General features: G+C 36.3%; 11 protein-coding genes. 9 read left to right on the forward strand and 2 right to left on the reverse strand.

The genetic code is table 11. From position 1 onward, the window contains the following. The first annotated feature begins 171 nt into the window (after positions 1–171). The 5 genes from acnA to AZF08_RS10410 all read left to right on the forward strand — a co-directional run bounded on the left by acnA (position 172) and on the right by AZF08_RS10410 (position 14,956). Positions 172–2,895, forward strand: coding sequence for an aconitate hydratase AcnA (acnA, locus tag AZF08_RS10390; protein ID WP_033676062.1), 2,724 nt, complete (start codon positions 172–174; stop codon positions 2,893–2,895). A gap of 717 nt (positions 2,896–3,612) precedes the next feature. Beyond that, complete coding sequence (locus tag AZF08_RS10395; protein WP_033676065.1) at positions 3,613–6,882, forward strand: non-ribosomal peptide synthetase; 3,270 nt, start codon at positions 3,613–3,615, stop codon at positions 6,880–6,882. Beyond that, positions 6,879–9,749, forward strand: coding sequence for a type I polyketide synthase (locus AZF08_RS10400; protein WP_051725832.1), 2,871 nt, complete (start codon positions 6,879–6,881; stop codon positions 9,747–9,749). The genes AZF08_RS10395 and AZF08_RS10400 overlap by 4 nt, the downstream gene beginning before the upstream one ends. Before the next feature lie 25 nt (positions 9,750–9,774). Then, complete coding sequence (locus AZF08_RS10405; RefSeq protein ID WP_033676067.1) at positions 9,775–11,028, forward strand: MupA/Atu3671 family FMN-dependent luciferase-like monooxygenase; 1,254 nt, start codon at positions 9,775–9,777, stop codon at positions 11,026–11,028. After that, positions 11,003–14,956: a non-ribosomal peptide synthetase gene (locus AZF08_RS10410; protein ID WP_033676069.1), complete on the forward strand. Its 3,954-nt coding sequence runs from the start codon at positions 11,003–11,005 to the stop codon at positions 14,954–14,956. Before AZF08_RS10405 ends, AZF08_RS10410 begins: the two co-directional genes overlap by 26 nt. Before the next feature lie 200 nt (positions 14,957–15,156). On the opposite strand, the gene AZF08_RS32140 is transcribed toward AZF08_RS10410, so the two are convergent. Next, the gene (locus AZF08_RS32140; RefSeq protein ID WP_051725837.1) at positions 15,157–15,432 is read right to left on the reverse strand and encodes a DUF4306 domain-containing protein; all 276 of its coding nucleotides are present in this window, start codon (positions 15,430–15,432) and stop codon (positions 15,157–15,159) included. 227 nt (positions 15,433–15,659) lie between these two features. On the opposite strand from AZF08_RS32140, the gene AZF08_RS10420 reads away from it, so the two are divergent. Further along, positions 15,660–16,238, forward strand: coding sequence for a redoxin domain-containing protein (locus AZF08_RS10420; RefSeq protein WP_033676071.1), 579 nt, complete (start codon positions 15,660–15,662; stop codon positions 16,236–16,238). A gap of 249 nt (positions 16,239–16,487) precedes the next feature. Here the strand turns inward: AZF08_RS10420 and AZF08_RS10425 are convergent, their stop codons facing one another. After that, the gene (locus tag AZF08_RS10425) at positions 16,488–16,928 is read right to left on the reverse strand and encodes a 4'-phosphopantetheinyl transferase family protein (RefSeq protein WP_051725839.1); all 441 of its coding nucleotides are present in this window, start codon (positions 16,926–16,928) and stop codon (positions 16,488–16,490) included. 1,202 nt (positions 16,929–18,130) lie between these two features. Between AZF08_RS10425 and AZF08_RS10430 the strand changes: the two genes are divergently transcribed. From AZF08_RS10430 to AZF08_RS31750, 3 genes are all read left to right on the forward strand, one after another. Continuing rightward, positions 18,131–19,627 (forward strand): condensation domain-containing protein, encoded by a 1,497-nt coding sequence (locus tag AZF08_RS10430; RefSeq protein WP_063177276.1) that lies wholly within the window; start codon positions 18,131–18,133, stop codon positions 19,625–19,627. Next, on the forward strand, positions 19,584–20,828 hold the full coding sequence (locus tag AZF08_RS10435) for a non-ribosomal peptide synthetase (RefSeq protein ID WP_063177277.1): 1,245 nt from the start codon (positions 19,584–19,586) through the stop codon (positions 20,826–20,828). Before AZF08_RS10430 ends, AZF08_RS10435 begins: the two co-directional genes overlap by 44 nt. 25 nt (positions 20,829–20,853) lie before the next feature. Continuing rightward, the coding region (locus AZF08_RS31750; RefSeq protein WP_456061899.1) for a condensation domain-containing protein at positions 20,854–22,501 on the forward strand (1,648 nt) is incomplete at its 3' end.

A 22,501-nucleotide genomic window follows, 5' to 3' on the forward strand; every position in this document is an offset into this window, starting at 1 on the left:
AACGAGGACTATTCAAATTTCTAGAGATAAAGAAAACTTATGATAAACTATAAGTTTCTTATTATTTACTTATTTAGAAAGTTGTAATAAGATATTATCGTAAGGTATTGAAAAGTTTGTCTACATTTTATATTCAGACAACTCAGTCACGTTTAACAGGGGGGAAACATAATGGTCAAACATAATCCATTTCAATCTCGTGAAACATTTGAAGTAGATGGAAAAACGTATCATTATTATCAATTGAAAGCGCTTGAAAACGCAGGGGTTGGCAACGTATCGCAATTGCCGTATTCAATTAAAGTTTTGCTTGAATCTGTACTTCGTCAAGTTGACGGACGTGTAATTACAGAAGAGCATGTAACGAATTTAGCGAAATGGGGAACGAAGGATGTTCAAGATATTGATGTTCCTTTTAAACCATCTCGTGTAATCTTACAAGACTTCACAGGTGTTCCAGCTGTTGTTGATTTGGCTTCACTTCGTAAAGCAATGGCAGATATGGGCGGGGATCCTGATAAGATTAATCCTGAAATTACTGTAGACCTTGTAATTGATCACTCTGTACAGGTTGATAGAGCGGGTACAGCAGACGCGCTTGAATTCAACATGGACTTAGAGTTTAAACGTAATGAAGAACGTTATAAATTTTTAAGCTGGGCACAAAAATCATTCGATAACTATCGTGCAGTTCCGCCAGCAACAGGTATTGTTCACCAAGTAAATCTTGAGTATTTAGCACCAGTCGTTCATGCGGTGAAAAATGCTGAAGGTGAATTGGTTGCATATCCAGATTCATTAGTTGGAACAGACTCTCATACAACAATGATTAATGGTATTGGTGTTCTTGGATGGGGCGTTGGTGGTATTGAAGCTGAAGCAGGGATGCTTGGACAACCTTCATACTTCCCAGTACCAGAAGTAATTGGTGTTAAATTAACTGGTACACTTCCAAGTGGTACAACAGCAACAGACGTTGCATTAAAAGTAACACAAGTGTTACGTCAAAAAGGTGTAGTTGGTAAATTTGTTGAATTCTTCGGTAACGGCTTGAAAAGTATGCCATTAGCTGATCGTGCAACAATTTCAAATATGGCACCAGAATATGGTGCAACTTGTGGATTCTTCCCAATCGACGAGATTTCATTAGACTACTTACGCTTAACAGGAAGAGACGAAGAACAAATTCGTATTGTTGAAGAATACTGTAAAGCAAATGGTTTATTCTATACAGCAGACAGCAAAGATCCAATTTATACAGATCTTGTTGAAATTGATTTAAATACAATTGAATCTAATCTTTCAGGACCAAAACGTCCACAAGATTTAATTCCACTTTCAAATATGAAAGACGAGTTCCACAAAGCAGTTGTGGCACCAGTTGGAACGCAAGGACTTGGGTTCAACGAACAAGAATTTGATAAAGAAGTGAAAGTTGCATTAAAAGATCAAGAAGTAACGATGAAGACAGGTGCAATTGCAATTGCAGCGATTACAAGCTGTACAAATACATCTAACCCATATGTATTAATTGGTGCGGGTTTAGTTGCGAAAAAAGCAATTGAAAAAGGACTTAAAGTACCTGGCTATGTAAAAACATCATTAGCACCAGGATCTAAAGTTGTTACAGAGTACTTAGATAAATCAGGTTTAACAACATATCTAGATCAATTAGGATTCCAAACAGTTGGTTACGGCTGCACAACGTGTATTGGTAATTCTGGTCCATTAGCACCAGAATTAGAGGAAGCAATCGCAGCGAACGATTTATTAGTAACATCTGTTTTATCAGGTAACCGTAACTTTGAAGGGCGTATCCATCCACTTGTAAAAGCAAACTATTTAGCATCTCCACCACTTGTTGTGGCATATGCACTTGCTGGTACAGTTGATATCGATTTGAAAAATGATGCAATTGGTAAAGATGCAAACGGTAACCCAATTTACTTTAATGACATTTGGCCATCAGCGAAAGAAATCGAAGAAGTGGTGCAAAGTGTCGTAACATCTGAGTTGTTCAAAAAAGAATATGCACAAGTATTTAACAGTAACGAACGTTGGAATGAAATCCAAACTTCAAATGAAGCGTTATATACTTGGGATAATGACTCAACATATATTCAAAACCCACCGTTCTTTGAAGGGTTATCAAAAGAACCAGGTGAAGTGGAAACACTTTCAGGTTTACGTGTAGTTGGTAAATTTGGAGACTCTGTAACAACAGACCACATTTCACCAGCAGGTTCAATCGGTAAACATACACCAGCAGGTCGCTATTTATTAGAAAATGGCGTACAGCCAGTTGACTTTAACTCTTATGGTTCTCGTCGTGGTAACCATGAAGTTATGATGCGTGGTACATTTGCAAACATTCGTATTAAAAACCAAATTGCACCAGGAACAGAAGGCGGATATACAACTTACTGGCCAACTGGTGAAGTAACATCTATCTATGATGCTGCAATGAAATATAAAGAAGACGGCACAGGACTTCTTGTAGTTGCTGGTAAAGATTACGGTATGGGAAGCTCACGTGACTGGGCTGCGAAAGGTACAAACCTGCTAGGCATTAAAGCAGTTATCGCAGAAAGTTTCGAGCGTATTCACCGCAGTAACCTTGTATTAATGGGCGTATTACCATTGCAATTTAAAGATGGTGAAAGTGTCGAAACATTAGGTCTTGTTGGTAACGAATCATTTGAAATTCAAATTGATAAAACAGTTAGACCTCGTGATCTTGTAAAAGTAGTTGCAATTGACCCAGAAGGAAATGAAAAACAATTTGAAGTTGTAGCGCGTTTCGATAGTGAAGTTGAAATCGACTACTATCGTCATGGTGGTATCCTGCAAATGGTTCTTCGTGAGAAAATTGAAGAGTCTAAGGTGTCAAACTAAGGTTATAGGTGAATCATCTTTTGAGCTATGTGTTTATAACAGTTATGAATGATAACACAACATATATGTATATGTTTGCTCTTTATTGTGGTGATATGTAAGCAATAATAATTTAGAGTGGGAAATCAGAAAACTTCTAATTGTGATAGTTCCTATATTCCGTCAGCGCCCTTTTGATCTATACTATATATCTTTTCTGATCCACTCATCTCATTTATGATTGGAATTTTGGGGAAATATAGTTAAACGAATTGGGTCAAAATTAAAATATTTCTATAGCAAAGATACTCAAGACATGATTGCTATATTTTATCTGTAGTACTTAAATCACTTATCTTGAAAGAGGATGTTTACTATGAAAACTGATAATGAACATTGAATTAATATTGTAAATAACTGTAGAAGATAAAAGACAGGGTGACTCCAAAAAATCCTTTTTTAACGATTTTTTAGATCACCCTTTTGTGTAATTAAACCTCGAGAAGAAAATAGGTTCCATTTGAATCAGACTCCATTGTTTGGCCTTATCCTTAGGTTGGTTGAGAAAACTTCAAAATATATCCACTACTTATACTGGGTTAATTGTACTAATTATTTCAATATTCAACATGAATAAATATATATAGAATCGAATTGTATAGAATTTTTTATTTATTACCATATAAAGTTTTTTTGTGATTTATTCTTAAAAACACTAAAACAAAGAGGTGAAAAATAATGAATCAAGTAACGCGGAAGCTATACCCTCTTACCAATGCTCAAAAAAGGGTCTGGTTTATAGAAAGAATGTATCAGGAGTCGGGTCTCATGAATTTGGCGGGGTCTGTGAGATTTTCCACAAATATATGCCCGAATCTACTCAGAAAAGCAATTCACCAATTTATTCAGGAAAATGAATCCATTGAACTTCAGGTCATACAAGAGTCACAAAACGATGAGGGATTCTCTCAACAATTAAAAGCGGACAAACAACCGTATGATATTCTTTTATTGGATTTCAGCACTTTTTCAGATCCGGAAAATATGGCGGAAGCTTGGATTGAAACGACCACGAAAGCACCTTTTAAGATGGATCGGAGTCCATTGTTTTTATTCGCTCTCTTACAGATTTCCGAAAGTGAGACTTGGCTATATTTAAAAACGCATCATATCATTTCTGACGGAGTAAGTCTCTATAATGCATGTAATGAAATTGCAGATATCTATTTACATTTTCAAAGAGGAAGGCCACGAGAAATTAGTAAAAAACCCTCTTATTTGAACACGATAGAAAAAGAAAACAAGTATTTTCAATCCAAACGATATTTAAAAGATAAACAATTTTGGCAGGCAAACTTTGAAACTTTACCTGATTTGCTCTATGTGAAAAAAGGTGGGATGCCACAAGACAGTCTAGCCAGTTCGCGTTATGAAATCAGTCTCGATAAGGACCTCAGGGAACGCATTGATCAGTTTTGCAATGAGTTAGAAATTAGTCCGAGTACCTTTTTCACTACATGTTTATATACATACCTTTATCGGATAACAGGAAAGAAGGATATCACCCTTGGCCAAATCACTCGGAACCGGACAGGTATTCAAGAAAAAAGCACATTCGGTATGTTTGTTAATATGCTTCCATTTCGGTATAAAATAAACCCGTTACACTCATTTGAAAACGTATGCCGGAACATTTCAAAAAAACAACATCAGTTGCTTCGACATCAAAAATATCCCTATAATCATATTTTAAAGGGATTAAGAGAACAACATCAAAATATCTCAAAATTATTTAATATCTCCGTTGAATTTCAGGTATTGGATTTTCAAAAACATGAGGATCTTCCTTATGTTATAAAGACCCACCCCTGCGGTTCATTAGATCATGAAATGGTGGTACACATCAAAGACCGCAGTGATTTGGGAACCTACCGGCTTGAATTCGAATACCAGTCGTTGCTTTTTAAGGAAGAAGAAATAAAGTCCTGGAGCAATCGATACATGGAACTATTAAAAGATGCTTTGCTAAATCCGGTGAAAAAAGTTACTGATCTGAACATATTGTCCGAATCTGAAGCTAAACAAATACTATTCGATTGGAATCAAACGGAACGAGAATACCGACTCGATCAGACTTTTATTGACCTATTTAATAAACAAGTGAAAATTACACCTGACTCGATCGCTCTCGAATTTAATGGAGAGAACTTAACATACTTAGAGTTAGATGAACGGACGAGTAGATTGGCGAAAATATTGAGAAACAAAAAGGTTAAATCAGAAGACGTTGTCGCGATTATGTTGCCAAGAGGAATTGATTTAATTGTCAGCATGATAGGGATACAAAAAGCAGGAGGAGCTTATTTAGCGATAGATCCAGATTATCCAATTAATCGAATTTCTTATATGTTGATAGACTCACAATCTTGCTCCCTCTTGACCACAGATGAATTCAAAGAAAAACTGTCTGATTTCAACGAGAATATTATAGACATCAAACAACTCCATTTGGAGGATATACCATCTTATCCATGTGAAACAACTGATTGGCCCACCCCTGACTGCGCTGACCTTGCTTATCTGATTTACACATCAGGCTCAACTGGGAACCCTAAAGGAGTCATGGTTGAACATCGTGGCTTAAGCAATCTAATCTATAATACTCTCGAAGAAATAGGTTTAACTGAAAGCTCAAGGGTGTTGCAGTTCGCATCATGCAGTTTTGATACTTCGGTGTTTGAGATTTTCCCTCTCCTTTGCAGTGGCGGTACACTTATTCTAGAGAACCGGGAATCCTTGCTACCTGGAAAGCCTTTAGCTGATGTTTTGAGGAAAAAGAAAATTAACATGGTAACCCTCACTCCTTCTGTTCTTATGAAGTTATCTTCATATGGGGAAGGTGAACTAAACAAGAAAATGCCTCATTTGAAGATAATAAAATCGGCGGGAGAAGCATGTCCATTCGAAGTTGCTGATTATTGGAGTAAATATTGTCGATTTATTAATGGTTATGGTCCCGCTGAATCAACCGTTTGGGCAACGACAGGGGATTATGCTGGAGCGATCCATCCTGATATCGGGCGTCCATTAAAAAATATTACCATTTACATTTTGGATGAAAACCAAAATGTGGTTCCTCCTGGTGTTGTAGGTGAAATCTACATTGGAGGTACCAGTCTAGCTAGAGGATATTTGAACCGTCCTGAATTAACTGCAGAAAAATATATCCAAGTTGATTTTCAGAGGGCTGATTTAGAAAAGCGACGTCTTTATAAAACGGGTGATCTGGCTCGCTTTCTTCCAGATGGAAAAATCGAATATCTTGGCCGAAATGATAGTCAAATTAAAATTCGTGGACAACGGGTGGAGCTAAGTGAAATAGAAAATGTATTAGAACAGCATTCACTAATAAAGCAGGCTGTCGCTGTAGTAAAAGATGATGCGAAAAGCATCCAAAAGATTGTGGTCTTTATTCTTCTCAGATCTTCCGCAAAAGAAACCAGTATATTGGAATTACGAACCTATCTACAGGACCGACTACCTTTATTCATGATCCCTAGTCAATTTAAGATTATGAAAGAACTACCCTTATCGCCTAATGGAAAAGTCGATCGATTAAAGTTGAAAGATGAAATGATTTATATGGAAGATACCAATGTCGAGTACAAGATGCCTATTAGTCAACTCGAGAAAACTCTGTCTAAGATCTGGGCAGAAGCTCTGGGATTGAAACAAGTGGGAGTTGAAGAAAACTTCTTTGACTTAGGTGGCGACTCGTTTAGCCTTCTATGGGTCTGCCAAAAAGCTGAAGAAGAACTGGATAATGCTTTCACCGTAATTGATATGTTCCGCTATCCTACCATTCGTAGTTTTGTGAATTATATAAGGATGGATAAAGTCAAAGAAGAAAAAAGAATAATGTTAGTTCACCAGGAAGAGGCATATCTTCGCCAAAAACAGAGAAACCGGCAAAAAAGTTTAAGAAGGCAATGGAGGGATGGGAAGTGAAAACAGGTAGGGAAGAACAAAATAGTGAAGAGATACAGGGGATAGCAATTATAAGTATGGCAGGGCGTTTTCCAGGAGCAAATAATATCCAAAAATTTTGGGATAACCTTCAAAAAGGAGAGGAATCTATTACTTTTTTTGAAGAGTCTAGTAGCCACAGAAACGCTGCTGGAGTTATAGAAGGAGCAGATGCTTTTGATGCAAACTTTTTTGATATGTCCCCACGGGAAGCAGAATATACGGATCCGCAACATCGTTTGTTTTTAGAATGTGCGTATGAGGCGCTGGAAATAGCAGGTTACATCAAGCCTGATCCTGATTACCGAATTGGCGTATACGCAGGTAGCGGTCAATCAGGTTACCTTTTAAACGTCTTAAGCCAAAAAGAGCTGGTTGACAGTATTGGAGATTATCAATTATCAATTGGAAATCTACCAGATTTTCTGACCACACGTGTTTCTTATAAATGCAATTTAAACGGTCCAAGCATGGCTATACAGACGGCTTGTTCTAGCTCCCTTGTAGCAGTGCATGCGGCGGTTCAAGCTTTGCTTACTTATGAATGTGACATGGCATTAGCAGGTGGTGTTTCAGTCAAAGCTGATCAGACTGCAGGGCTTACGTATCAGGAGGGGGGGGTTTTATCTGAAGATGGTCATTGTAAGGCTTTTGATGCCGATGCCAAGGGAACGGTTCTTGGAAATGGTGTGGGTGTAGTTTTCCTTAAACGGGTGGAAGATGCCATAGAAGACGGTGATCAGATTCTTGCTGTAATACGAGGAACGGCTATTAACAATGACGGCTCACAAAAAATAGGCTACACGGCTCCCAGTGTTATCCGGCAGGCAGAAGTAATTAAAGAGGCTCTTTCTATAGCAAATATTGATCCAGAAACGATCACCTACGTAGAAGCTCACGGTACAGGTACAGCTTTGGGAGATCCTGTTGAGGTAGCGGCATTAACAGAGGCGTACGGTCATTATACCTCCAAAAAATCCTATTGTGCTTTAGGGAGTGTAAAGACTAATATAGGTCACCTCGACAGTGCAGCTGGAATAGTGGGGTTAATCAAGGTCGTCCTTTCTATGCAGAATAAAAAAATCCCAGCTACGTTGCATTTTAGAAAGCCAAATCCCAAAATTGATTTTGATAACAGTCCTTTTTACGTGAATACACAAAGTCAGAGTTGGGATACGGATGGTCACCCTAGACGAGCAGGAATAAGTTCTTTTGGAATGGGAGGAACCAACGCGCACATTATCTTAGAAGAATATATTGACAGAGATGAAGCATCTAACACGTCCGAAACAGAGAGAAAATTGCTTTTTTTATCTGCCAAAACACCGACAGCCCTTCAAAATATGGTGAATAGTTTTATTCATTATCTACAACAAGATCCACAAACAAAATTATCTGATATAGCTTATACGCTTTCGGTTGGACGAGAGGAATTTGAATATCGTCTGGCAGCTTTGGCTTATGACCGTGAGAGTGCGATAAAGACCTTAAAGGAAAACGCAGAAAAATGGTCAGGATCGCAAGTTATCTTGAAAGATACTCATCAGAGCTATTCGCGCTCAGTCGTCTTTATGTTTCCCGCACATCAATCAGTTCAAGTGAACATGGGGGAGGAATTGTATAGGAATCATCATGTTTTCCGAGAACGGATGGATCAATGTTCAGAACTATTAAAACCCCTTCTTTTGGTAGATATACGAGATATTCTTTATCCTTCTAAAGAAAAAAGGGAAAAAGCTGCTATTAAATTGACACAAATGGTGTACGTAGCATCGATTCTATTCGCAGTTGAATATGCGCTTGCCCACCAATGGAGAGAATGGGGCGTTAGGCAGGAGGTCATGGTTGGTCACGGCGTCGGCGAATATGTTGCAGCTTGTTTGGCGGGAGTGATGACCGTAGAAGAGGCACTGAAAGTGATAACGGTGTGGGCTAGTTTGATTCAGGAAGAATCTACAGAGCTTTGCGTTGATTCTCCAGCGATAGAGGTGATGGTCGAACGATTAAAAAACGTTATAGATAGTATTCAGCTGAAAGAACCGAAAATTTCTTATATCTCTGGGCTTACAGGGAGATGGATTACGAATGAACAGGCCACAGATCCTTCTTATTGGCTGGAGTGCCTTATTGGGCAATCACGTGTAGGGGATGGTACGTTGGAACTATTAAAAGCGGATTATACCGCTTTTCTAGAAATGGGAAACGGTGATTCGCTAATTCCTCTTATTCAACAACAAAGCAAAGAGAATAGTAAGGGAATAATGGCTTTAAGTGCTCTGCCCAAAGAGGGAGATGACAGTTCTTCTTTTGAACAGTCTCTTCATATCTTAGGTGAATTATGGTGTTTAGGGATTCATGTCGATCGAACAGCATTATATAAAGTGGGAACATTTCGTAGAGTACCTTTACCGACTTATCCTTTTGAGAGAAAAAAATACTTTATTGAAAGGAACCAAAGCATCGGCCGATTTTTAGAGATACAAAAGAGAAGTGAGAGGAAGAATCCTCATGAGGATTCCTTAGAAAGAGAACTGACGCATATGGAAGATCCGAAAAATGAAGTCGAGGAAAAAATCCAGATGATTTGGGAAAACTTATTAGGTGTTCAAGTGCTCGGTAAAAATGAAAACTTTTTTGATTTGGGTGGAGATTCGTTGCTCGCGATTCAGCTTGTGACACGTTTAAGAGAGAATTTTGATCCTGATATTTCAATGGATATTATTTTTAATTTTCCAACTATAGGTGAGTTAACTATTGAAATCGAGGGTAATCATATCGATCAGGAAGATCTCAACGAGATTGAGCTATTGCTAAAAGAAATCGAAAATTTAACAGAGAAAAGTCAATAAACATAAAAATGAGGGGGAGAACAAATTGAACAAAATAGTTGAACGTATAGCTGCACTCTCTCCTAAACAACGTGAGTTGTTAGAGAAACAGTTGAAAGAGAAAGGGTTAGATAATCCTTTTTCTTTCGACTCTGCAAGAAAAAATGAAAAAAAATCATTTGGGGAAAATCAGATTACACCTAAGCGTAATCTTGTAAAAGGAGCTGAATTCAGTCTTTTCTTTTTTTCGGGAGACGGCTCTACGACCAAAGAAAACAAATATGAATTTCTCCTTAAGAGTGCCTCCTTTGCGGATAAAAACGGTTTTGCGGCAGTCTGGACCCCAGAACGGCACTTTGAAGAATTTGGTGGATTGTATCCTAATCCCTCGGTATTAAGTGCTGCTTTGGCAACCGTCACGGAGAAAATCGAGTTGCGTGCAGGGAGTGTCGTTTTGCCGCTGCATCACCCTATCCGTTTCACGGAAGAATGGTCTGTAGTCGATAACCTTTCAAATGGGCGTGTATCCGTCGCGTTTGCTTCTGGGTGGCACCCAATAGACTTTTTAGTGGCTCCAGTTCAGTCCTCTTGTTACTACTTAGAACGAAAAGATGAAATGTTCAAATCTATTGAACAGGTACAAAAGCTCTGGCAAGGGGAGAAGGTACCATACTTAGATGCGACAGGGAAGACTTATAGCATTCAAACATTGCCACGTCCCCTACAAAAGCAGCTTAACGTTTGGATAGCTACCAATGGAAGTCCAGAAACTTTTCAGAATGCTGCAAAAATAGGGGCGAATATTCTTACTGGTGTAACTCCAGGGGGAATAGAGGAGTTAGAGGAGAAAATTGAGATGTACCGGAAGGCATTGACCGACTACGGTTATGAAGCTGAATCGAGAAAAGTTGCAGTTATGCTTCATACCTGTTTAGGAACGGATAATATAGTCATTAAAGAGAAGGTAAAGAAGCCATTAAAAGAATATCTTAAGACGTTTATGAAACAACATAAAAATATTCATACAGATTACGAGAAATTATCACCAGAGGATTTTGAAGTGATTGTTTCTAGAGCTTTCGAAGTGTATTTTCAAGAATCGGCTCTACTTGGGACGCAGGATAAATGTGCCGCACTAGTTGAGAAGCTTATTGGAATCGGGGTCGACGAGATTGCTTGTTTAATAGATTTCGGGGTCGACTTTGATACGGTAATGGATAGTTTACACATGTTAACAGAGTTGAAAAATCAATTTACTGAAAGGATTGAGACGAATGAAAAATCTGACAGAGAGAATTAAAGCATTGACTCCCGAACAGAGAGCTTTGTTCGAGAGTCAGTTGAAAGAGAAAAATCTAAGCTCAAAATTAAAAACAACTTTAAATCGCAGGGCCATCCAAAGTCGTAATCATACTAATCCAAGCCCGCTTTCTTTTGACCAAGAACGATTGTGGTTTTTTAACAGGATGCATCCTGAAGTATTCGCTTATAATGTGTATGGTGTCGCAAGGTTTAAAGGTAGACTGGATCATCGTGCTTTGGAACAGAGTATCAACCTGATTATCAGTCGTCATGAGGCGTGGAGAACTGTTTTTGATCCAAGGGAACCTTTGCAATATGTGCTTCCTAAACTACATATTGAAGTGCCTTCTGTTGACTTAAGTCATATAGCAAGGTCCTCACAAGAATCAGAAATTCAAAGACTTGTGCAAGAAGAAGTTCAATGCTTATTTGATTTAGAAAAAGGACCGCTGGTACGTTTTAAACTTTTTTATACGAGTGATACAGAAGCAATGCTGGTAATGACCGTCCATCATATAGTTATGGACCACATTTCATTTTCCATCTTTTTTGAAGAATTGGTCACTTCGTATAAGGCTGCTTTGGACGGCGTTCCCACTCAATTGCCCGATCTTCAAGTGCAGTATGCAGATTATACGGAATGGCAGAGAGATTATTTACAAGGTGAAACTAAAGAGAATTTGCTTAATTTTTGGAAAAATCAGCTAGAAGGTTCCGAATATGTGTTGGATATTACAACCGATTTTCCTCGAAAACCTGCGGTGACTTATAGGGGAGCACGTTGTTTTACTTATACTTCAAGGAAAGTCTTGGATGATTTAAAGGAAATAGCCAATACGGAAAAAGCTACAACATTCATGATCTTTCTGGCGGCTTTTAAAGTCCTTCTTTATCGTTATACAGGACAATCCGACATTCTTGTAGGTTCTCCGTTGGCTAACCGCAATAGAATGGAATTGGAAAAAGTAATGGGATATTTCTTAACGATGGGTACGTTCCGTTCCAAAATTTCTGGTGATATGACATTTAAGGAGTTGTTAAAAAGTGTCCGTGAAACATCGATAGGAGTTTACAAAAATCAGGATTTACCAATAGGTCTTCTTCTGGATGAAATCAAGGTACCTGTAGATCCGAGTCGAAACCCTTTATTTCAATCGGTTTTTGTATATGTAGACAAACAAGAGGAAAAATTGAAATTGCCAGAACTGGAAATTGATTTCGAATTGATTGATGGGATGACCGCCAAATATGACATAACGATTGGATTTACAGAGAGTGATAGTGGATTAGAAGGTTTTTTCGAATACTCTCCTGATTTATTTCGTGCAGAGACTATTCAGAACATGAAAGACCATTGGAATAGATTGTTAGAAAGTATCATCAAGAATCCAAATCAAAAAATATCTGAATTAAAGATGCTATCCGATTTCGAACAGAATCAAATTGTAGTTGAGTGGAATCAAACGGAAAAAAAATTGTCACATGATCAGTTGCTCCATCAGTTAGTGGAAAAACAAGCAGAGAGAACCCCTGAGGCGACGGCTGTAAAATTTGGTCAACATTCAATAACTTACCGCGAAGTTAATGAACGGGCTAACCAAGTCGCACATTTGATTAATAATGCAGGAGTAAAAAAACAAACTCATATTGGATTAGTGATGGATACTTCCCTTGAAATGGTTGTTAGTATACTAGGAATTCTTAAAGCCGGATGTGTTTATGTGCCGATTTCTTCTTCATTCCCGGAAGAACGAATTCAATATATCCTGAAAGATGCAGGAATTGAGGTAATAATCACCCAGCCAAACTCCCAGGCAGGAAAAGCTGTAACTATCAATCGGAAAATATTTCTTGATCATACTTGGAATTCCATTTTGAATGAAAGTAAAGCGAACATCCCCGCGGTCTCTTCAGGCAATGATTTGGCTTATATCATGTATACTTCAGGGTCGACCGGTAAACCGAAGGGGGTGGCCATCGAACATTTGGGTGTTTGTAATGTAATTAATCATTCAATTTCTCTTTTTAATCTTTCAAGGGGAAGTAGAATGCTGCAGTTTGCTTCAATTAATTTCGATACTTCCATAGTAGAGATATTTTCTGCATTGTCTTCAGGAGCAACTTTATATCTTACGCCTTTTGAAGTACGGGCTGGAGGAATAGATCTTGTCAATTTTTTATCTGAAGAGAAAATAACAGCAATGACGCTTACACCAACAGTATTATCGAGCATTCCGGTCGACTTATTACCAAGCTCTATAGTGACAGTGGGATCCGGGGGAGAGCCCTGTACTTTGGATCTCAATCAATGGAAAACGGCTAATAGACGGATTATAAATTTTTATGGGCCTACAGAAACTTCTATTCAGGTTCTGGCAAATGAATTTGAGAGCGATGACAAACCATCATGTATAGGACGTCCAATTGACAATACACAAGTCTATATTCTAGATAATGAGCAGCAAGTGGTTCCTGTAGGGGTTTGTGGGGAACTTTATATAAGTGGTATAGGTCTAGCCCGTGGGTATTTAAATAACATTCAACAAACAAAGGAAAAGTTTGTGAATAACCCTTTTAAGCTTGGAGAGTACATGTATAGAACAGGTGATTTTGCCAAATGGTTGCCGAACGGGAAGGTTGAAATTATTGGCAGGAAAGATGATCAGATAAAGATAAAGGGAATAAGAATTGAGACAGGTGAAATTGAAGCAGTATTTAACCAATATCCTGATATTCAAGAGACAGTGGTAATGGCTAGAAGTAATACAATGAATAATCAATTCCTTTGTGCTTATTATATATCTGATAAGGAACTGGACGATGAAAAACTACGCGCCTTTTCAACAAAAAAACTTCCTGCTTACATGATTCCTGCATACTTTATTAGGGTTGAGAATTTTCCAACAAATGCAAACGGGAAGTTAGACAAAAACGCATTGCCTGAGCCTGTTATTCAATTCAATCAAAGAAAAGACTTCACCCCTCCGGTTAGTGAAGGCGAAAAAATTATGGTTTCAGTTTGGGAAGAAGTTTTCGGTATAGAAAATATAGGGTTGGAGGATGGATTTTTTGACTTAGGAGGCGATTCCATGAAAGCTATTCAAGTAGCCTCTTCTTTATACAAAAAGGGATGGGAATTTGAAATGAAACAGATTTTTTTAAATCCCGTGTTGAAAGATTTGTGCTTTTATCTTAGACCGGTTCAGGAGGAGAGCGATAATCTAAAGTTAGGGACATTTTTAACTCAAAAAGGAAAAAAGAATGTTTTTTGTTTTCCTCCTGTGACGGGTTTCGGGGTCGCATACTATCAACTAGCACGTGGACTGGGGGATTATTCCATCTACTCGTTTGATTATATTGAAAATCCTGACAAGGTAAAGTTAATGGCACAGCAAATACTTAAGTTGCAGCCGGAAGGGCCCTATGTACTCTTGGGATATTCAGCAGGAGGGAAATTATTATTTGAAGTGGCAAAAGAGCTGGAGCAATCCTTGGGAAGAAAGGTATCTGATCTTATCATGCTGGATGCTTATCGTGTCAAGAAAACTGAGTCAATGACTGAACAAACCCTTGAAGACAATGTAAATATAGTCGTGGAGAGCCCGACACGGAAATATTTGAAAGGATATATTTTTAGTGATAGGGACAAAGAGAGAATTAGAGATTATATGAAATATGTTTTTACATTAGAAAGCAACGGAAAGATTCAGGCCAATATTCATTTAATTCATTCGGCAGAATATCAAAGGAATGAGCATTATGAGTATGAAGAGTGGGCTTTGTCAACAACCAGTGAAATTAATCATTACCAAGGTTATGGGTCGCATTACACGATATTAAATCCAGAGAATGCCGATGCCAATGCGAAAGTGGTTAATGAGATTCTAGTCTCTAAAATATTTCCATGCACAAAAGAACTTTCTTAGGATTACTGTCCAGCATTAATAGAGGTGAACAAGAAAAGGGACAAACGTAAATTCAATTCACTAATGAAATTAAAGAACATTATACAACGGATAAAAAGGATCGACGGAAAAATTGAGTTGCTGATTTTAAGCTAAAAACGTTCCTAAAGTCCAAAATACCAGAGAGTAAAATGCTTTCTGGTATTTTTTATGGATAACAATTAAGCAATAAGTATTTGAATACGGGCATGCATTACAGGAAAAGGAAATTTTCCTACTTTTAAATATAAAGTGGATAGGATAAATATCGTGACTGCAATTGGTTCAATTTTAAAAGCATAAAGAAACTTATCTATTTCATAAATATGCTCTGTATTTGTAGTTACTTGCTGGGTAAATACAAGATGATCTTTCCAATCTTCTGAAATCATTAAGTAACTGGCAATAATGCTTGTAACAAAAAACGAGATTAATAAAAATGGGAAGGTTAATTGCATATTGCAGACAATGTATAGAGCTTTTTTTCAAAGTATTCATGTCTCCTTTTCACCGTAATATAGTCTCATTATATGATGAAAAGGAAAAAAATTTATATTAGTAACGGACATTCTGTCTATTTGCGAGAAGAATATTTCCAAGCTTGTCTGTATAAGCTAAAATAAGTATAAATACTATCGTTATTTTTTAGGGATATATAATGAGATATGTGATAAGGGTGATGTATATGTGGCGGAAGCTTACCATTGTTGTAGTGTTACTTTGTTTAGCGGGGTATGCAGTATATGAACAGTTCGGAAAGGATGAAAAACAAGTAGTAAGAGAAGAGTCCGTACAAAGTGAAGCGGCGATGAAAGAAGTCATCGCAAAGAATGGAATTGAAGTAGGGAAGGTTGCACCAGATTTCGAGTTATCAAAATTAGATGGTACAAAGGTGAAATTATCAGATTTGAAGGGGAAGAAAGTAATTTTAAATTTTTGGGCGACGTGGTGCGGTCCTTGTCAGCAGGAAATGCCGGATATGGAAGCTTTTTATAAAAAACATAAAGATGATGTTGAAATCCTTGCTGTAAATTATACAGTTTCTGAACGAGCGAATGGAGAAGAAAAAGTGAAGAAGTTCGCTGAAGAGAAAGGAATCACTTTCCCCGTTTTACTTGATAAGGATATAAGTGTTACAACGACATATAAAGTAATTACCATTCCAACTTCTTATTTTGTGGATACAAAAGGTGTGATTCAAGATAAATTTATCGGACCAATGACACAAAAAGAGATGGAGAAGCGAAGTGCAAAACTAAAATAGTACAGAAAAGACAGAATTGGTAAAAGACCATTTCTGTTTTTTCTTTTTTATCCAATAGCTTGTTCATGATATGACGAAAGAAATGTATATGATAGTGAGAGAAGTGAATTATCATTGGATGTATTAAGTGTTTAAAATTTGTTTTTGACAAATATCGACAGCAACGAAAGCCATCTGAGATTGCAAGGCTATTCTTACAAGTAGTTTGAATAGCCTTAAGGAGTAAAGTACACAGAATAGGGAAAATTCTTATTTCCATGATTCTATTTTTGGAAACATTCCATTTCTATTTTCATTTAACGTAACTATTTCACCTGCGGCATTATAATAATTAAATGATAAGTTATCAAATTTTTGACTGCAAATACTCATGCTATAATCTTCCAAAAAAAATAATTGAATTTCTGGATTTTTACGAGAATCTCTTGAAGAATTCAGAACAAGATTATCATTTTTCTTTAGGGGTACGACGAAAGAGTTTAAAGGAACCGATAATCCTTTTCCTAAGAATTTTACATAGCTTTCGTTAGCTGTCCAAATTCTATAAAATTCATCCTTGAGACAAGTGTGATCTAAATTTTTAAGGTAGGCTTGTTCAGGTTCTGAAAAAAATGTAGAAAGATTAATAAAATCGAGAGTTTCTAACTTTTCAATATCAACACCTATTTCACAGTCACTAATGCCTATCAAAATCCAGTCGCCAGAATGTGAAATGTTAAAAAAATATTCATTGCTTGTTAAATATTTTTTTCCGTATTGATTTTTTAAAATTTCAATTTTTTTTTAGTATATGAGGTTAATAGTTCCATTAACAAATGATTTGAAAGCAAGGCTCTTTGCTTATCTTCTTTTTTTCTAAAAGCACCTATTTCTTTTTTTTTAAACTATCAGCGGTTGTATAAAATGTTAGGAAATTTTTGTTAGGAAAATCAGTAATATTCGCTAAGAATAATTCTAACATTGTACATCTCAACTCCTTTCTAAAACAAAAGATTTACATTAATTTATATAGCTTTACAAATTTTAAGGCTGGATTAATAAAAATAACGTTCTGATCCTAATATGATGAGTTTGGGAAATATCGATAAAAAGGAGTTACTTACAATATCTTCATTATAACAAAAAAAGAAAAACAATTTAGAAGTTTAAGAACATATTTCCTTTTATATATTCATTATTTAACTAAATCCACACGTGAGAAAACCTTTTTGTTATTTATACTTTTTTTATTTTGAACTTATAATTCGCTCGTTATTTATATGGTGATAAGATGTTACCTATGTAAAGTGAATTAATAAATTTAATATAGGGATCTTGTTTACTATTATTTGTTAATTAGTGTGTCCATTAAAATGAAAACAAACTAATAAACCTTGGTAATCTCTAACGACATTCATTATTATGTAATATGTTTTATGTTATTGAATACTAGTAACATAAAACATAAATAACGGCAATGGTATTATGTGATTTTTCTATGAGTTAATTTCACAATTCGATTGTTTGCATAACGGAATCCACTAATTTTTATAACGGTTGTTTTTTAGAATATTTTTTATGTTTGTCGATGCTTTTGAGGTGAAACACCATAACTATCAATTAATTTAAAATATATTGAAAATAATTATGTAGAAAAATGTAAAATAGTGTAAGATAATTATAAGAAGTACTCTTTTAATAGATGGTGTCTATCAAGGAATTAAAATGTGTGGGGATTTCATAAAATTTACAATATATGAAACTTCAGTGTAGTTAACGAGCTGAAGTTTCATGTACTTATTAATGCTTGTTTTGAATATAAGTATAGATAAGTAATTTAGATCTGCCGTATAGAAAATAGAGGGTTATAGGTCAACTTGTTCAACCTAAACAAATTATATAAGGAGGCTATTATGCAAACAATTGATGTATTATCAGAAGATATTAAAGAATGGTATGAGACTTCTGCGGTGCAAAAAAGGATATTTGCTATTAATGCAATGAATCCATGTAGTTTGAATTATAATATAACTTTCATGATGACTTTTAATGGGAATTTTCATAAGGAAAGATTTAAGAATGCTTTAAATAAATCTGTAAATAATAATCCTATGTTAAACGCAAGATTTAAGGAAATAAATGGTGGGATAAAGTATTCTGTTTTTTGTGAAAATCAAGAAAATTACGAATTTATAGAAGGGTTACCTTGTAATAATATAACTTTTAATGAGTTCAAAAATTTTCATTTAGATAGTTTTGTACAACCTTTTGATTTATTACATGATGTACTGTATAGAATTAGAATAGTAAAATATCGGGATGATATTACGGTTGCTTTTATGGACTTTCACCATATTATTTTTGATGGTAGTAGCGTGAGAACATTTATTTCTGATCTAGTAGATGTATATAATGAAAATTTTGTTAAAATCAATAAAAATAAATATAGTGATTTTGTTGATTGGCATAATAAAACGCTTCAAAGTTCGGAATACGATGAAAAAAAAGTGTTTTGGGAAGAGATGTTCAGTGAACCATCAAATTTATGTGATAGATTGGTGGATTATCCTAACAAGCGTAGTAAAAATTATGAGGCTGATGAATTAAAGACACAAGTATATAACAAAAAAGACATAGAAGATTATTGCAAGGAGCTTCGCTGTACAAAATTTGCATTTTTTGTTGCCGCCCTTAATATCACGCTTTCTAGACTTACATACCAGAGTGATATAACAATAGGAACAGTGTCCTCAGGGCGAAAAGCAGAAGAGTTTCAATCCCTTACAGGTATGTTTGTTAACATATTGCCATTAAGAAACTATGTTAATGAAAATCAAAGCATTAAAGATTTTATACAGCAAGTACATAAAAATAATAGAGCTGCTTTGAAGAATTCAGATGTTCAATATGAAACTATAATTGAACTATCTAAAACAAAAAGACAAGATAATCCTTTATTTGATATTTTCCTAAGATATCAAGAAACTTATAGAGAGTTATTGACACTACAGGGATTAGAGTGCTGTGTTGAAGAAATTTTACCTTCGAATTGTATTTTTGATTTTCAAATTTTAATTGATGAATGTAGAAATGATTTTGAAATAACAATAAGTTATGCGCATGAATTGTATAAGAGAAGTACGATAGAGCTCTTCCAAAAAACTTTTATCAAAGTTATTAATACGATTATATCTGAATCAAGTTTGCTTTTGGGGGATATTGATTTAGTAGATATGGAAGAAAAAGCTCTTATCATAGGAGAATTTAACAATACCTATAGTGAGTATCCAAAAGAAAAGACGGTAGCTAAACTGTTTGAAGAACAAGTGAAGAAGACACCGAATCATATCGCAGTGACCTTTGAAGATGAGGAAATCACGTACAGAGNCAAAAGAAAAGACGGTAGCTAAACTGTTTGAAGAACAAGTGAAGAAGACACCGAATCATATCGCAGTGACCTTTGAAGATGAGGAAATCACGTACAGAGAACTGAACCAAAGAGCAAATGCCTTAGCGCATAAGCTAAGAAGTCTTGGAGTTAAACCGGATGATTACGTTRCGATTATGGCGGAACGAAGCATTGAAATGATTGTAGGGATTTATGGAGTCATTAAAGCGGGCGGGGCYTATGTACCGATGGATCCMACCTATCCAAAAGATCGAATCGAATATATGMTGGAGGACTGTACACCAAAGGCAGTACTAACATATAAAGCGGAAATCGAGACAGCAATTCCAGTCATTGACCTTGCGGAACATAGTGTCTTTATAGGTGAAGAAGAAAATCCTATACAAGTAAATCAATCATCTGATTTGTTGTATGTTATCTATACATCAGGAACAACTGGAAAACCAAAAGGTGTGATGATTGAAAATAGAGGTGTGGCTAATTTAAGAAATTATTTTATAAAGTCATTACAGGTAAAAGAAGGAGAGGCTGTTTTACAATTTGCGAATATAATTTTTGATGGTTCTGTTTGGGAAATGAATATGGCTCTGTTAACCGGTGGAAGACTTGTCATTGCAAATAAGGCAGAGCGTGAGGATACAAAAGAGTTTGTAAAAATAGCGAATAGAGAAAAGATAAGTATTTCGACGATCCCCCCGGTATTCTATTCCGATATGGATGAATTTATACCTAATGTAGTAATTACRGCGGGTTCTGAATCCAATCGTGGAATGGTTGAGAAGRTTGTTAGAAATTCAAAGTATATCAATGCTTATGGTCCAAGTGAATGTACGGTTGCGGYAACCCACTGGGAATGTGATTCAAATGATATTGTTCCTGAAAGAATTCCAATCGGAAAACCGATTCTAAATACAAAAGTATATATACTGAATAATAAGAAATTATGTGGRATTGGTGTGCCTGGGGAATTATGTATAGCKGGAGATGGTGTAGCTAGAGGATATCTCAATAGACCAGAACTGACAGCGGAGAAATTCATCGAYAATCCATTCGGAGAAGGGAAACTGTACCGAAGTGGAGATTTGGCAAGATGGCTTCCTGATGGGAATATTGAGTATCTGGGAAGAATGGATGAACAGGTANAATCCATTCGGAGAAGGGAAACTGTACCGAAGTGGAGATTTGGCAAGATGGCTTCCTGATGGGAATATTGAGTATCTGGGAAGAATGGATGAACAGGTAAAAATCAGAGGTTTCCGAATTGAACTTGGCGAAATTGAGAGTGTAATTCGAAGAGTAGAAGGTGTAACTGATGTGGCGGTAATTGTAAGAGAAGACAAAAATGGTGAAAAAGCAGTCCGTGCATATGTTACAGCGGAAAATGAATTAAGTATCAGTGATATCAAAGAGGTAATCCGTAAGGAATTACCAGAATACATGATGCCTGCCTATATGATGCAAATTGAGAAGATACCAGTAACAAGAAATGGAAAGCTGGATAAGAGAGCTCTGCCTGAAATTGAAGTGAAGAGTGAAAAGGAATATATTGCGCCAAGAAATGAAACAGAGGAAATAGTCTGTGAAATATTTAGTGAACTCCTTGATGTGGAAAAAATAAGTGTGAAGGACAATTTCTTTGAATTAGGCGGTCATTCATTGAAGGCAACAAGACTTGCGAACAGGATAGAAGCAGAAACGGGAAAGACGATGTCTCTTAAGGAAATACTATCAAATCCGACGGTTGAAAATCTCGCAGAGATTATGACAGGCAAAAAGGCAGAAGAATATATGCCGATACCGACAGCGGAAATCAAGGCATATTATCCAATGTCGTCAACGCAAAAGCGTATCTATTTGTTAAATCAAATTGATGAAAACAGTACGGCGTATAATATACCGCAAAGTTTGAAGGGAACGGGTGACATTCGAATCAATGATTTRAAARCAGCTATGCAAGGTCTAATAAATCGACATGAAATCTTAAGAAGTGTTTTTGTAATGATAGATGGGGAACCTGTGCAAAAAATCAAGGAAACGATGGAATTAGACTTTACATTAGTGGAAGATGAAAGAAYGGATCAGAAAGAACTGATGGACAGATTTATTAGACCCTTTGATTTGAGCGAAGGGCCCTTGTTTAGAATGGAAGTTGTCAAGARAAACGATGGATACCTTCTATGTATAGATATGCACCATATCATCAGTGACGGAATGAGTATGGTGACATTCATCAAGGAATTGACAACGTTGTACAACAAAGAAAATGTAAAACCGTTGACACAYCAATATAAAGATTACAGTGAGTGGATGAGAAATAGGGATTTGAGTGAACAGAAAACATATTGGCTGAGTCAGTTTGAAGAAGAAGCACCAATTCTAGATATGCCGTTAGATTATACAAGACCGCTACAACAGAGTTTTGYGGGGGCTTCAGTATATGAACTGACAGGAAAAGAACTTGCATCAAAGATTAAGGCATTCRCCGAAAAAAATAAAGTGACGGAATATATGGTGTTTCTATCTGCGGCGATGATCTTACTTGGAAAATACAGTAGACAAGAGGATATTGTAATTGGTAGTCCAATAAGCGCCAGAACGCATAAAGATACGGAAAACATGTTGGGTATGTTTGTGAATACGTTGGCGATGAGAGGAAGACCGGAAGGTCAAAAGACATATAGACAGTTTCTAGAAGAGATAAAGGAAAGCTGTCTACATGCTTATGAGAATCAGGAATATCCTTTTGAGGAATTGGTAGAAGAAGTCGTAGTGCATCGTGATATGTCAAGGAATCCACTATTTGACGTCATGCTTGTGTTACAAAACAATGAGCATGTTGAGCTAGATTTGAATGGAAGTAAAGCGGAATCTACAG

This window comes from Bacillus gaemokensis, assembly GCF_001590835.1.
Lineage (GTDB): Bacteria > Bacillota > Bacilli > Bacillales > Bacillaceae_G > Bacillus_A > Bacillus_A gaemokensis.